We start from the raw sequence: 14,757 nt of genomic DNA, 5'->3' as shown, positions 1-14,757 counted from the left end.
TTTTATTTACACCTGTGTAAATTGATATTCATTTTAGTGTGAGGCCCATATACTTCTAGTGTTTTCTGCGCCTCTATATCCATTAAGTCAACACGCTTACTTACTGCACCACCTTTTCTATTCCACTGGGAACCAATTGACTGATTGACACTAGCATCACCTAAATCTAGAACTTTATCATAACCACCTGCGATCATATCGGGATTGTGTAGAGCATTTAACGTTTTCATATCCTGCTTAACTAATGCAGCTATTTTATTCTCAGCTTCAAGACCATAAAAACCCTCTTCTTCAAGTTGTTTTTCATATTTCTCTATAAGTTTTGACTTAAACTTTTCTCGAGCTTCCTTCTGCGCAGCTCCTGTTCCTTTACGGCCAATCTCTTTAAAGGCTTTTCGGTTATCAAGATATTCTTTCACGGTCATGTTATTCAGGCCAGCTTGTTGCCCTGCTAGCTGTCGGTCATACTCTGCCACATTGCCTTTTTTATTTTTCTTAAAACAGGCTACATCATGTTGTTTCATCTTAACAACTTTTGCGCCTTTTAAGTCATTCCCTTCTGGCTTATCTAACTCCGCTGTTTTTACTTTATTAGGTGTATTTGTATTCCCTCGATGCGGCAATTCCCCTTCATACTTCTGTATCGCTTGATTGACTTTTCCTTCAATCTGGCTGGTGGCGTGGTTAATACCTTGGTCGATTTTCGGTAACAGATTACGCAAGGCTTGTTCGGTGTGGGTGAAGTTCTCAATAGCTTCTCTTGGTAATGACCAGCGGATGAAGGCGGTGTTTAAGATTTCGTTTAACGCATCGGCCACGGTGGTGATTTTTTCTTTAATCAGTTGGCTGCTTTGTTTGCCTAAGTCTTGCCAGTCTATCTTGTTGATATAGGCGATAGGGTCGCCGTAACCGAGTTTTCTAAGTACCGCGGCGGCGGTGGCAATGGCGTTGTCGATGTGTTTGACAATCACTTTGCCTACGCCTTTGACTGCGGAGCCAACAACAGGCACAAAGCCTATACCTGTGAGGGTGAGGGCTATCCAACCGTCGGTGTCGTTGGCGTCATTATCGTCGGTCAGTAGCATGGCGTTGGCACACACATCACGACAATCCATGATTTGGTCGACAACAGGTATCATTGAGATAAGGCTGCCCACCACAATTTGGCTGGTGCTGGGGTGTTCGTTAAAGTCGCCTTGTAAGGTGCCCCATAACCAATCACCCGCTTGTGCGCCCAGTTGGCCTGCTTGGTCGAGTAGGCTGGTATCGCCTTGCTCCACCATTTTGACCGCTTGTGTCGGGGTGATTTTACCGTATAGCGGATTGGGGGTGGTGTGAGCATCTTTTAATTGGTAGTCGCGGGTGTCTTCACCGAGCTGAATTAAGTACTGCCCCAGTGGCATGTTGGGGATAGTGGCTTGCCCTTGGCCGTCTAATTGCCCACTGACTTGGGTGCCGTCACTGACGGTCAGGATATAAGGGGCGTGCTGCACTGGCTCGCCATCTTGGTATTGATAGGCTAACTGAATATCGTTCGGAGTCACATCTGCCACGGTGTCGTCATTTAGCGTTAATGGCGGTACGCGTGGAATGGTACTTGGTGACACTGTACTCGGTGCACTGGCCGTCTCTGGTCCACTAATTTGATAATCAACGGGGCCGTCTAGGGTAATCATTGCGCCGTTTAAGGTGAGCATGTCTTTACCGATGAGGCTAACGTTACCTTGGCTGTCGAGCTTAATTTCTCCGCCTTGGTTGTGCAGGCGAATGTCACCTTGGCCTGTGCCTTTAATGGTGATATTGCCATCCACCTGTAACACAGTGCTGCCTTGTGGCACGCTGAGGTTAATAGCGCCGTTGGGGGTGTTGATGGCAATGTCGCTGTTAGCATGGGCATTCACACTGCGACCACTTAACCAGCTGATATCGGCGTTGGCGGTGTGGGTTTGGCTGCCGGTGTGCGTGTCTAACGTAGTGGCGGCTTGATAATGCATACTGTCTTTGGCGGTGGTTTGGCTAATTGTGCCAGTAACATCAATACATTGATTGCCGTGTACTACATAACGTACATCGGCCTCTTCTGCGTGCAGGCATAAATCGGTGCCTGCATATAAATTCACACTGCCAAACCGACTCACCCATTCCAACATGGGTTGAGTACTGCCATTTAGCACAATGTGCTGCGCACTTTGCTCTGGGGTTACCCCTAAGGTGTGTAATAAAATTTGCGGGGCGGTGGGGCTGTCATCAAATAATAGTTGATGGCCTGCACTGCTGGTCAGTCGATTATGGTGTGGCGTGGCTGAGGTCACCACGGACGGTTGTGCTTCGTTCATGCAAAACCCGACAATATAACTCTGGTTCGGGTCGTTGTTCATGCAGCCAACTAATACTTGGCTGTCGTTGACTAAAGGAAAATGCCAGCCTGTGGCGTGTGATTGATTGGCACAGGCATACATGGCGAGCTTTTTTAATGGTCGCCCACCTTGACCAACCGCACGTGCTGTATCATCAAATACTAACCGTGTTATATAGTCACCCTGTGCGGTTAATTGGGCATGTTGACTGGGTGACTCAACACGTGCCGAAAATAGCATGGGTTTATCAGTAGGACGCGGCATGGTTGATTTATATGGCGTACTACGGGGAATACAGGTAACCGTACAACTGTGCTTACTTAAGCCGTCTTGGCGTGATTCATCAGCAGGTTGTTGACTGGTGTGCGACACCTTAATACATAAGTAATCGCCACTGGCATTTAAGCGTGAGCGGTCATCAAGGGTAAAACTACATCCGGCAAAGATATCTGGCACATTACCAGTGAGTGTCAATGTGGTGGCTAAGGCTTGTTGAGCGAGGCTTTGATGGGTTGCGAATGATGCGGCGGCTGATACCGTTTCAGCGACTGGCTCATAATGGGCAAGGTGCTTACCTTGGCCTGCCCGAGCAGCATTAGCACGCGCAGTCGCGGTGTCGTTATCGGGGTGACTGCCATGACGCAGTGGTGGGTGCGACAATGTAGTGGTGGTCACCCGATTGGCGGTATAGCGGCACCGCTCTTCGATACTGTTAAAGCCAACAAACGGCAGGCGCGCTCGGCCTTGTGTTTGGTTACTGGTATTAGTACCAGTATTGGTATTGGTACTGGCATTCCCATGAAGCTCAGAGCTTTTATCAAGCTGTAATCCCGCACGGTCAAACCCATACGAGGAATACACGGCAATAGCCGTACGAGATAAATACGGGCTACGTAAATTGCCATCACTGATGACCAGTATTTCTTGCTGATGCTGAGTTTCAAACCAATACAATAAGCCGTATTGCGCCACAATGCGTTGAAACAACTGGTAGTTTGATTCCATGGCCTGCACAAACTGCGGGCAACCGGGAAGCGATTGAGACAAGCGCCAATCAATTTGGCTAGGATGATAACCCGCTTCACTGGCTAAACAGGTTAACAAGGTGGCAACATCGGTATCAACAAACACCCGACTGTGCTCGGTGCCTTGGAGTGCTTCTAAGCGAGAGGTTAAGGTAATAGCAAAACGACGATAGGGAACAGGCACGTGATGGGTACTGCTATTAGACAGCATAAAACGGCCACGCGCTTCCACTTCGCACACTGCGCCCGCTAACATGCGGGAGTGGCCGTCTGGGGCAATAAACTCCAGCACCACGCTTTGACCTAATATAGAAAAACAATCAACCGTTTGAGGGACTTCTATCCAAACACAATAACGAAATGCACCGTTTAACTGCTCTTCTCCTGCCACATGCATTACCGACAAACGCGAATCTAAACAATGCAACGCAATGCGCGTACGTGACAGGTCCTTTGTCATGGGGAATACCTCTGTGAAAAAACATGAATGACGAAACTAAAAATGTATTTTCACTATTTAATGCTATTAATGCAACTTAATTTTCACAAAGGTTAAAGTGGTTCGTCTTAAAATAAATTATCGCTAATGAAGAAGGCGCCCTTAATAATTAAGGAACTGACGAAAGCTGGTGTTACTTTCCAGTGCAGCTTTGGTGCCTTTTAAAGAGAACCGTTTACCGCACAAATCGTAATGACTTAAATTAGCAATGTTATTGATAATAGCTTCGCTATCTAGCGGTGAAAACGTGGCCGTATAGTCGTACCCATCAAGTCGTTCTACGGTAAGCGGTCTATATGAAGCCGCGTTATTAAACGTAAGCGTTTGGCAACGTTCATCGCCAACCGCTGTGCGCAGTGTCCACACAGAAACTGCATCAGCGGTGTGCTCTGTACTGCTTTCAGCCTGCCAGTTAATCATTAAACTTTGATGTTCATCTAATAGTAAACTAAAGTCGGTCGGCATTAATAAGCGTGCTTGAATGTTAACAGTTTCAGGAGGCGCTTGCGTAACCGCTGCGTCTTCAGTATGTGTCGCATCGTTGGACTCAGGATCAGATAGTAATGAAATAAGCAGCACAACCACAATAATGACTATTCCAGCAATGCCCATGATTAATATTTTAGGGTTAAGCTGTTTAGCGGTATGAATAACAGGAGAGCAATACGCTTCAAGCTTTTGCCAGTATTGTGTTAGTCCAGGAATGGCGTGAGGATCATGAGTAGCATCATCTTGTGCGCTTTCATGAGGGGCGGCTTGATTACTCGTTTTAACCGTAGGTGCTTTATTGGGCTGATGCGATACGTGAACGTGTGGCTCTATTGTTTCAGCGTGTGCCGATTTTTTGGGGGCTGAAGTAGTTGCTTTCACTTCAGGTTGTTGGTGCACTTCATGCTCTTCAGGGTGAAGAACATGATCATTAAACTTAGGCTCTATGCGCCGTGTAATCTTTGGTTGGTTGTTTTCTGGATTAAGTAACTTAGTTAAAGACTTAATGATTTTCACGATTCCTCCAAACAAACAACCAGTTAAAAAATAAGTAACGTATAGCGTAAAGTAATGAATCTAATACGTTAGTTTAGCCGAAAAGGCTAAAAAGGTGGATGAATGTAGCATAGAACGTTTTTAATACCAATATTATCCCCTTCATACTTGAAGATGCCTCGTTGTTAACGGCACGCTTTCATCCTAATCACTTAGTCAGCCCAAGCGATTAGGATAAATTTCAAAATGAAGAAGCGTGAGTGCGTATTAATGTGTACTGGAGGTTGGCTGCGTTTCTTCTTCAGGTTTATTCACGGGTTCTTCGTCCCATTCTTGGTATGGCGCGCCATCGATCATCCATTGTGGGGCAGGTTTGCCCTTCAAATGGTGATCAAAAAATGCTTTCATTTTTATGGTGTAGTCTACTTTGTTGGGGTACTTCTTAAGGTGGTGAGGTTCACCTTCATATTGCAACATAATCACGGGCTTATTAAGTCGTCGCATAGCAAGGTACATTTCAATACCTTGTTGCCATGGTACTGCACCGTCAATGTCGCCGAATTGAATTAAGAGTGGTGTGTTAATGCGATCGGCGTAGAACACAGGTGAATTTTCAATATATAAATTTAGCTTATCGAATAAGCTTGCGCCGATACGGCTTTGCCCTTGCTCATATTGAAACTGTCGAGCTAAGCCAGACTTTAAGCGAATGCCACTGTAAGCGCTGGTCATATTTGTTACTGGTGCACCAGCAACTGCCGCTTTGAATATGTCGGTTTGAGTGATTACAAAAGCGGTTTGATAACCAGACCAACTATGGCCATGTAAACCAATGGCGTCTGGATCCGCCACTCCCATATTAATAATTTTTTGGATACCCGGTACAAGTGAGTCTGTTGCTGATTTACCGGGGGTACCTACATCAAATTTAATATCTGGCAAGAACACCGCATAATCGTGGCTGGTGTAATACGGAAAGTTTGGACGATGATTCACTTTCATCGGATTAAATTGGTACATGCGCTGAGTAAAATAGCGATAGTAATAGACTAATACAGGGTATTTTTTTCCGGCTTGGTAATTAGCAGGCTTAATTAAAATACCTTGTAATGGCTTGCCTGTATTGGAACGCCAATCAATTAACTCTGGTTTACCCCAGTTAAAATCTTTGATTTGAGGATTTACATTGGTGACTTTGTTCGGGTTAGCAAAATCGCTTGATGTGACCCACAGGTCAGGAAACTCATGCATGTCTTCTTGAGTAAACAGCAATACGTCTGCATCATCAGCGTTGGCAACATAAGAGAAGGTTTTTTGCGCTTCGATAAGTTTTTTTAGCGATGCAGAGCGTAAGTTAAGCTGATAAAACCCAGAGTGTTTTAATTTATCGTAATAGGCATGAAGTAACAGCGGCTTGTTAACATCAATCACCTCAGTTTCGTTATCGGTATCGATAATACGGTAAACCACTTCGCGATTGCGGCCGTCATTTTGTGTTAGGTTTAGCGCGCGCCCAGACACATTGAGTTGCCATACATCATATCTGTCATAAACTAAAACGCTATCGCCTTGTGCTAACCAGCCTGCAATGCCATAACTGGGCGTGCGGCTTGGATAGTCGTGCAGCTCATTAGCAAAAGACACATCTAAGGATTGGGTAAAGTTACTTTTGCGCATGTTTTTCGCGTCAAATACATGAAACGCTTGGTCTTGGTAATACGCCACATAGCGACCATTTGGCGACACATGGGCGATTTCATCAGCAAGTACTTTTTTGCTGATTAAAACCTTTTTCCCTGTTTTTAAATCCACATGATATAAATCATGAAAGAAGCCTTCCCATGTCATGTTTTTATAATACGGCAGTGGATTATGTCCCAGCACGGCATGGTTATTTTCAGTAATGTCGATATCAGGCATTTGCTTGTCGGCCAATGGCACAAATCGATTGTTTTTAAGGTGATAAACACTTAAATACACGTGCGCTTGATCATCACTATATTCGGTTATTTGTTGTGGTTTAATGCGAGGATCGTCACCATGCCACACTTGTAGACTACGTTTAGCGGTTAGTTTATCTAGGTTATATAAATCTTGTTTAGTGGCTACCTTGCTGTTTGGTTCAGGATTGCGCGCTTGGTTAGGTTGATGACCAAAAAACAGACGCTGCCCGTCTTTACTCCAAATTAGCTTATTGTTATGGCTAATGAACCAACCGTTACGCGCAACTTTTAGTGTGGTGGCTTTTTTAGCGCCGGTTTTATACATCATAAGCTGGTGAGGGCGATAGCGTTCGGCTGCTTGATAGTTACCCACTAAAAACGCGAGGTGCGTACCTTTTTTATTCCAGCTTAAATGAGGGTAAGCATTAAATGCTGCTTGCGCTAACGTAATGGGCGTATTGAAAGTTGCGCTATCTTCTTTGTTATTTTGAGCAAGAGATAACACCGCAAGCGTATTGGCTTGGTCTTCAGGTGTGATAACCGTATAGGCAAGTTGGCCACCTTCTTCTGCAAACGTATAGTGTTGAACATGTTCGATAATATGAGTGTTTGGTGAGGTTGTATTGTTGTTCTCTAGGGTAACGGTGCCCGATAAGCGAATAACATGCAAAGTACTGCCAATCATGTCTTCTTTAAAATAGTGGAGCGGGGTTTCAGGCTGTTCTTGCTCTTGGCTAACTGCGCCTTCACGCTCATTTTCATTATTCGACGGCGTTGCCGTGTTAGCTTGTTCGGTAGCCTGTGATGTTGGCTCTGCATTTGGGTTTAACTGCGATTCTATAGTTTGGCAGTCTTCATTTGTAACATTACTGTCAGACGCCTGCTTATCTTCGTCTTCCGGGTAAAAATGGACGGCAAATAATTGGCTGTCACCGCTAAATGCGAACGACTTCACACGCTCAAAAGATTGCTGTGTACCCGTTTCTGTATTAATTAAAATGGCATTAGTTTTTAGTTTATCGCGTGCTTTTTCTTCTGTTTTTTCGTATTCAAGTAGCGGAATCGCCTGTTTAAATGCAACCCATTGACCATTGTTACTAATGATTGGGTATTGGCCGTAAGGGATAACGTACGCGGCATTTTTTTGTGTGGCTTTAATATGACCAACTGGATCACCGCGATCAGGTTGTGCACTATAAGCAATCCAATCACCTTGTTTAGATATTGTAGTGTGTTCAATATCTTTAAACTTCATAATATCGGCTAGCGTAAGTGCTGCCTTTTCCTGTACACCAGTAATGTGGGTATTAGTTTGGTGCGGGCTTGATTGAGCTGGGCTGGCTATTACCTGCAAGCTACTAACAAGTAACCACACAACCAATATGTCTTGTAAAGGGAAAAAGCGTTTATTCATGCTTACCTGCCTGTTATTCCATGTTGAACATATTCAAAATACCTAAAGCTATCCATAGAGGGAAGTAAACTTAGAGTATTAATATACTGCTGGTTTAAGTTTATCGGCATTCTATCACTTTTATGAGGGTTGCAATCAGGCAATCCACTCAATTAAATGTAATTTAATGCATGGGCGTATTTAACATTTATTATAGGTTAGCAAGTTACCGGCCAATATTTAAAAACACCCTATCATTTTGAACGTTACCCTATTGTGTATTTTGTATGCGTTTTCCTGCTACCCAAGTTTCTAAGACTTGCGTTTTCCATAACTCGTTCGTCGGTATTGTAAAAATATCGCGATCTACCATAATAAAATCGGCCCACTTACCTGTTTCTAAACCGCCTAGACTGTGTTCTTGATGCGCTGCGTAAGCAGCGTCAATGGTGAAGCCACGCACGGCTTGTGCAACGGTCATTGCTTCTTCAGGTATCCAGCCATTTACTGGTTGATTATCGCGGTTTTGGCGTGTTACCGCCGCGTGGATTCCAAAAAATGGGTTAGCCAGTTCAATGGGAAAGTCGGAGCCTAGTGCAATCACCGAGTTTTGTTTTAAGAGCGTTTGCCATGCATAAGCACCAGCAAGGCGTTGCTTGCCGACACGATCACCCGCCATGTTCATGTCTGACGTTGCATGAGTGGGCTGCATTGAAGGGATAATATTCAGTGCTTTAAAGCGTGGAATATCGTCAACACTAATGACTTGTGCATGTTCTACTCGATGACGCAGTGCTTGGTTTGCAGGGTTCTGCTTAAATGCAAAGCTAAATTCATCTAATGCAATACGGTTTGCGCGATCGCCAATGGCATGAAGATTTATTTGAAAGTTATGCGCCAATGTTTGTTGCATTAATTGGCGCAATTGCGTTTGTGAAGTGACTAATAATCCATGATTATCAGGCTGATCTTGATAGGGTTTCAATAGTGCAGCACCGCGGCTACCTAATGCGCCGTCGCCATAAATCTTCACGCTGCGAATAGATAAAAAATCTGCTTCATCTTTAACATGGCCTTTTTCAAGCATCGTTTCGAAGTGCGGATCGTTGGCTGAAATCATGGCATAAATGCGCATGTCTAACGTATTGTTTGCGGCTTTGTCTTTGTATAAATGATACGTATTGTGGTCAATTCCGGCATCGTGCACGCTGGTTACGCCCAGCGCTAACAAATGCTTAGAGGCAATATCTAACGCCATTTGCTTTTCTTTATTGGTTGGCTTGGGTAGCTTTTTTTCAACCAAGTTCATGGCATTATCTATCAGTATGCCCGTAGGTTGGCCATTTTCATCTTTAATGATCTCGCCACCTTCAGGGCTTATTGTGCTGCTGTTAATGCCTGCTAACTGCAATGCTTTGGTATTTAACCAGCTGGCATGACCGTCTACTCTTGTTAGCATAACAGGGCGATCGGCAATCACTTCATCTAGGTCGTTTGCGGTTGGAAATTGCTTACTAGGCCACAACACCTGATTCCAGCCGCGCCCTTTGATCCATTGTTGTTGCGGATTTTGGTTGGCATAGTCAGCGACTTTTTTAGCGGTTGCCTGTGCTGATGTTAAACCGCGAACATCGACGTTCATACGATTAAACCCTAATCCCAGAATATGTCCATGCGCATCAGTCATACCGGGTAACACAGTTCTACCTTGACCATTTAGCCGCGTTATTTTTTGATCCTGATATTTTTTTAATAGGTTATCACCAATTTCGTGAATCTTGCCGTGACGAATAAGCATGCTGGAAAAGCGCTGCAATTTGCGGTCAGTAGTAAAGGTGTAGCCATTGATGTTGTGCACCAGTAACGAGGTTGATTCATCAGCAGGCATCACGTTTTTATGCTTACTGTGTTGATGAGCATTGCCGTGTGCATAACTGGAAAAGGCAGCGCATAAGCTAAGTAGCAAGCTAATAAAAGTTATTACTGTAATAGTTGGGTGTTTGATTCGTGTAACCGTGGCGAGAAAAGCAGACTGGGGCGAAATATTCATGATTCTTCACGTTATTATTATTCTTATGATTACCATCATAGATCAGCTATCGCAAAGAAAAAAGGCCTGACTAAGTGTTCCTTAATCAAGCCTTTAGGTTAGGGCGTGTTGGCTTTAATGCATATACGATGCGCTAACGCCATCAGCGGTCGATGCTATTAAAAGTTAAATACTAAAGTCACAAATGTTTCAGTATCAGTATTTTCTTTATCTGCATCTACGTCAGAGTTGTTTGTTACATTAAAACCAGCTTTCATTTGCATTGAACCGTTAATTTTAGCGGTTAGGGCAGTTTCTGATTTTGTTACTGTATTGTCTGAGCCGTAGTTTACGCTTAGCTTTTGTGTGAATTTAGCACTTTTGCTAATTTGCCATTCGTATTCTGCATTGGCACGTAAAATCATGCCATCAATGCTTTCGCCTGGTGTTTCGCCATCACCTTGCTTTTCACCAGACGCATAACCCGGACCAATATCAGCATCTAAATAGCTACTCTCGCTTTCATATAAACGAGTACCGTAACCGACAGAAACAACAGTGTAGTCAGCTAATGGGCCAAACTGATCTTTTAAGTGTGATCCATACACAAATAACGAGTCATGCTTCTTTTCTAATTTGTAATTACCCTGTGCAGAGAAAAAGTATTTATCTGCCGTTTTTACCGTATCTTCTTCGCCTGTATCGTTATTTTCTACTTTATCTTCTTTGAATAAACCGTCGAAAATATATTGATTTGACCACTTTTCTAGCTCTTGAGTCGCATCCACTTTACCTTTTACAGAGGTCGTTTCAGTGTTACCTGTTGTTAATATAACGCCTAATTCAGCTGATAATTTCCACGTTTTGTCTTGTTCTTCTTCTGCCGCCTGTATTGAAAAAGTCAGTACAGCCAGAACTACATATAAAAAAGCCTTTTGCATAGAAAACATCTCCAAGGTTTAATCGTTTTTAGATAAATGAACATCCATTTGTGGATAAGGTATTGTTATGTCGGCAGCATCAAGCGCCAATTTAATTTGTTCGTGCAAGTCAAAATACACAGCCCAATAATCAACCGTGTTCACCCAAGGGCGAACTACAAAATTAACAGAGGAATCTGCCAGTGCTTGCACTGCGACTACAGGAGCCGGTGATTCTAGCACCTTCTCATGTTGCGTGACCACTTTCGTGAGGACTTCTTTGGCCACTTTTAAATCAGAGTCATAGCTGACGCCGATTTTTAGATCAACCCGGCGGGTAGGTTGCTGTGTAAAGTTGGTAATTGGAGCTTCAGTTATTTGTGCGTTGGGGACCGTAATAATTTTATTATCCGCAGACGTGAAGATGGTTGAGAAGATTTTTATTTCTCGAACGGTGCCCGCAACGCCACCTGCTTCAACCCAATCGCCTGCACGAAATGGCTTAAGCACAATGATCATTACCCCAGAAGCAAAATTAGACAAAGAGTCTTTAAGCGCTAAGCCTACCGCTAAGCCTGCAGCACCTAACACTGCAATTAGCGAGGTGGTTTCAATGCCCACGTGAGATAGCGCCATCAGTAGAATGGCCACCATTGCCACTGAAAATACGATGCTGGTTAGAAACGAAATGATAGCTTCATCTACGTTTTTAACAGTGAGAGATTTGCGTAATAGCGATGCTAATCCTCGCGCTGCAAATTTACCAATAATGACGATGAAAATAGCAACAACTACTTTAATACCAAACGTGATAATTAAATCACGATTGTCCATGATCCACGCTAACGCACTTTCCATACCCACCTCTTAATGGCTAATGTTAATAACCTATGCAGCTAAGATAGACACGTGCTTAGCTGAATATGGTTCTATTATTCGGTTATAAAATAAAGGTTATCACGATAACCAATTGATAAGATAGAAGCTATAGTTAGGAATGTCAGGTTATTTTCAATAATTGAGAGAGCACACAACGATAGAAAAGGGTAAAGAACGGGATTTGATTTACTAGAAAAAATTATTTGATAATCATTCAATTTATTGTAGAATGCGCATCCCGCTCTGGGAACAACATAAAACCAAGTCATTAGTCAGTAATGCACTTAGGTCATCATGTTATGGCGGCTGTAGCTCAGTTGGTAGAGCCCCGGATTGTGATTCCGGTTGTCGTGGGTTCAATCCCCATCAGTCGCCCCATTTTTTCCTACAATACTAACTGCCAAAGCAATTACAAAAAAGCTTAGCTTTATTTTTATTTTTCATTTAGCCCCTGTACCTCAAGCTTGATATATAACTTTTCAGCTGAAAATCTAGTAATTGAGATGTTGCCGAATACTTTTTGAAATTGCTCGTCGGCTATCGTCCACACACCACCTTCTGACAAGCTACCCGACCAATTGCTGTCTTCGGCCCAGCCTTGCTGATTCATTTGCGAGACAAAATGTTGATATAGTCTATCCAAAGGCATGGTTGTATCAATAAATAGTTCAGTCGATTTTCTGATGTTATTTCCGCCTGAGCTTGAGCCAGCACCATAAGGAAGAAAAGGTGTTTCGATATTATCTGGTAATGAGAGGGTTGGATAAGGTAAATCTTTTGCCATAATTATATTTTTGCGCTCTGCCTGCTGTATTGAGCAAATAGCGTAGAGGGGGTGATGAGTAATCGTTAACATGGACTCAGAATTGGATAAGTCATGTGTTGATATTTGCATAAATCCATCTTTTTTATGGCAAAAAGGGGCGTTCCGATTGGATGTCCGCTGATTAGTAATATTGGGTTCAGGCTGATTAGTAATAAAGCCTGTAGGGTTGACATGCTGTAATAAATGCAAGTTACTCCATTGATTTGCTTCTAACGTGTGTATTACTGCTTGTTTTAATAAGGCCTTATTCTTGCTCGACTTTAATATTAATATAGTGGCCCCTTGAAATTTGGCTCGCTTGTAACTACCAAAAACACTAACGTCTTTTCCCCAGTCCTGAATTGGAAATTGACTCGGCATTTTATTTAATATCAGTGCATCCTTATCTTCTGCTAGTAATACTCCTGCTTCTTGTAACGTGAGGTAGTTTTTTTCAAGTTCTGATGCGTTTAATGATGAGCTTAGCGCTATTGCGGTGATTGTAGCTAGCGTCTTTATAGATAACCTCGCTAGTATATTATGTTTCCTTAAGTGCATTACTTGCTTCCTGTTAATTAGTCAATTCGGTGGCTGTTTCGGTGGCTGTGGTGCAATACAGTTAAGACTAGTAGAAAAAATAGAAACAGGGAGCTGTTTCCTATATGGTTAATACGCATTATCGAGCATCTAAAACATAAGCGACTTTGTGGATGAGACTAATACTTTAATATTCAAATGGTTATTGTAAAAATATAATTTAAATTTTAGAATGGCCTAAGCTGATTAGCAGCAAGGAAGGGTAGCGATTGATGGCTGCGAGTACTCTCTTTAACATTACACTGGACGTAAAAATGAACCTATTATCTCTTTCCACTAAGTTACCACTGTACTTCATACTGTTTGGTTTATTTGCAGTCTCATGGCCTCTATTAGCTAATAGTGAATTTAGTGCGCAGCAACCGCGTTCATTGCAGCAAAGCGTTGAAGCAGAACAGCCTACAATGAATAACGTGAAATCTTGTTTTAGCGGTCCTTTTTCCAGTTACTCTTCGTGGTTCAAGTTTTTACAACAACGAAAAAAGAAATTTAATCAAGAACGCTTTACCGCAACGTATCCCCAGTCGTTATACGACGAAAATAAAGCAGCTATTGAATGCTATGATTTCACTTATCAAGTTGATGGGCTGAGCGTTGCAGGTTATTACCTTGCGCCCAAGGATATGCACCCTGAGCAAGGCGATAAGAAACTACCTGTGCTTGTATTTAACCGAGGAGGAAATGCAGGTTTTGGGGCAGTAAAGTTTGGCAAAAAACTTGGCTTTTTATCTGAGCTGGCAAAAAGTGGATATATTGTTATTGGCAGCCAGTACAGAGGCAGTTCTCGTTTTTTGGAAAATAATGGTCATGATGAATTTGGTGGTCAAGACGTGAATGACGTACTTGCATTAATGGACTTAATTAAAACAATACCAAGCGCAGATGCGGAGCACATTGGTATGTTTGGCTGGAGTCGCGGTGGCATGCAAACATTTTTGGCCGCCAAGCATCTACCCAATCTTAAAACGCTAGTAGCGATAGCGGGGAATAGCGATGTTGAAAAGGCGCTGGCGTGGCGTCCTGCAATGAATCGGGTATATCAACGGCGAGTGCCTGATTTTGAAAAAAACAGAACGGAAGCACTTCGTCAGCGCTCAGTGGTTCATTGGTTAGATAAGCTGCCAAAACATGCTCCAATACTGTTGTTGCATGGCGATCAAGATAAGCGAGTTAATGTCGCGCAGTCAGTGGAGCTTGCTGAGTTACTGAAAAAGAACAACCACCCACATCAATTGGTGGTGTTCTCTGGCGGTGATCACGGGTTATACCAACACCGCAAGGAATTAGTAAGCCATTTAAAGCATTGGTTTGCCAAACACCTATAAC

The 14,757-nt window shown here is 43.1% G+C and carries 8 protein-coding genes and 1 tRNA gene; 2 read left to right on the top strand and 7 right to left on the bottom strand.

The window, feature by feature from the left end; genetic code table 11:
- Positions 1–2: 2 nt before the first annotated feature.
- The 6 genes from HUU81_RS16920 to HUU81_RS16895 all read right to left on the bottom strand — a co-directional run bounded on the left by HUU81_RS16920 (position 3) and on the right by HUU81_RS16895 (position 12,008).
- The gene (locus tag HUU81_RS16920) at positions 3–3,842 is read right to left on the bottom strand and encodes a contractile injection system protein, VgrG/Pvc8 family (protein ID WP_199610065.1); all 3,840 of its coding nucleotides are present in this window, start codon (positions 3,840–3,842) and stop codon (positions 3–5) included.
- Between the two features lie 141 nt (positions 3,843–3,983).
- Complete coding sequence (locus HUU81_RS16915) at positions 3,984–4,886, bottom strand: hypothetical protein (protein ID WP_199610064.1); 903 nt, start codon at positions 4,884–4,886, stop codon at positions 3,984–3,986.
- A gap of 246 nt (positions 4,887–5,132) precedes the next feature.
- A complete protein-coding gene (locus tag HUU81_RS16910; RefSeq protein ID WP_199610063.1) occupies positions 5,133–8,222 on the bottom strand; it encodes an alpha/beta hydrolase family protein in 3,090 nt (1,029 codons plus the stop codon).
- Between the two features lie 250 nt (positions 8,223–8,472).
- A complete protein-coding gene (locus HUU81_RS16905; RefSeq protein WP_233520540.1) occupies positions 8,473–10,251 on the bottom strand; it encodes an amidohydrolase in 1,779 nt (592 codons plus the stop codon).
- 158 nt (positions 10,252–10,409) lie between these two features.
- On the bottom strand, positions 10,410–11,171 hold the full coding sequence (locus HUU81_RS16900) for a DUF481 domain-containing protein (protein WP_199610062.1): 762 nt from the start codon (positions 11,169–11,171) through the stop codon (positions 10,410–10,412).
- Between the two features lie 18 nt (positions 11,172–11,189).
- The gene (locus tag HUU81_RS16895; protein ID WP_199610061.1) at positions 11,190–12,008 is read right to left on the bottom strand and encodes a mechanosensitive ion channel family protein; all 819 of its coding nucleotides are present in this window, start codon (positions 12,006–12,008) and stop codon (positions 11,190–11,192) included.
- Between the two features lie 323 nt (positions 12,009–12,331).
- On the opposite strand from HUU81_RS16895, the gene HUU81_RS16890 reads away from it, so the two are divergent.
- Positions 12,332–12,407 (top strand) — tRNA-His (locus tag HUU81_RS16890).
- Between the two features lie 55 nt (positions 12,408–12,462).
- On the opposite strand, the gene HUU81_RS16885 is transcribed toward HUU81_RS16890, so the two are convergent.
- Positions 12,463–13,392, bottom strand: coding sequence for a hypothetical protein (locus HUU81_RS16885; RefSeq protein WP_199610060.1), 930 nt, complete (start codon positions 13,390–13,392; stop codon positions 12,463–12,465).
- A gap of 293 nt (positions 13,393–13,685) precedes the next feature.
- On the opposite strand from HUU81_RS16885, the gene HUU81_RS16880 reads away from it, so the two are divergent.
- Positions 13,686–14,756, top strand: coding sequence for an alpha/beta hydrolase family protein (locus HUU81_RS16880; RefSeq protein ID WP_199610059.1), 1,071 nt, complete (start codon positions 13,686–13,688; stop codon positions 14,754–14,756).
- The last annotated feature ends 1 nt before the right edge of the window (position 14,757 follow it).

The sequence above is a fragment of the Flocculibacter collagenilyticus genome (genome assembly GCF_016469335.1).
Classification (GTDB): domain Bacteria; phylum Pseudomonadota; class Gammaproteobacteria; order Enterobacterales; family Alteromonadaceae; genus Flocculibacter; species Flocculibacter collagenilyticus.
Note: the sequence above shows the minus strand (reverse complement) of the source record. Positions and strands in the feature narration are given on the sequence as shown.

Excerpts from the sequence above, each read along its gene's own strand:
- HUU81_RS16920 (WP_199610065.1), bottom strand. The coding sequence starts at position 3,842 with ATGACAAAGGACCTGTCACGTACGCGCATTGCGTTGCATTGTTTAGAT.
- HUU81_RS16910 (WP_199610063.1), bottom strand. The coding sequence starts at position 8,222 with ATGAATAAACGCTTTTTCCCTTTACAAGACATATTGGTTGTGTGGTTA.
- HUU81_RS16905 (WP_233520540.1), bottom strand. The coding sequence starts at position 10,251 with ATGAATATTTCGCCCCAGTCTGCTTTTCTCGCCACGGTTACACGAATC.
- HUU81_RS16900 (WP_199610062.1), bottom strand. The coding sequence starts at position 11,171 with ATGCAAAAGGCTTTTTTATATGTAGTTCTGGCTGTACTGACTTTTTCA.
- HUU81_RS16895 (WP_199610061.1), bottom strand. The coding sequence starts at position 12,008 with ATGGAAAGTGCGTTAGCGTGGATCATGGACAATCGTGATTTAATTATC.
- HUU81_RS16885 (WP_199610060.1), bottom strand. The coding sequence starts at position 13,392 with ATGCACTTAAGGAAACATAATATACTAGCGAGGTTATCTATAAAGACG.
- HUU81_RS16880 (WP_199610059.1), top strand. The coding sequence starts at position 13,686 with ATGAACCTATTATCTCTTTCCACTAAGTTACCACTGTACTTCATACTG.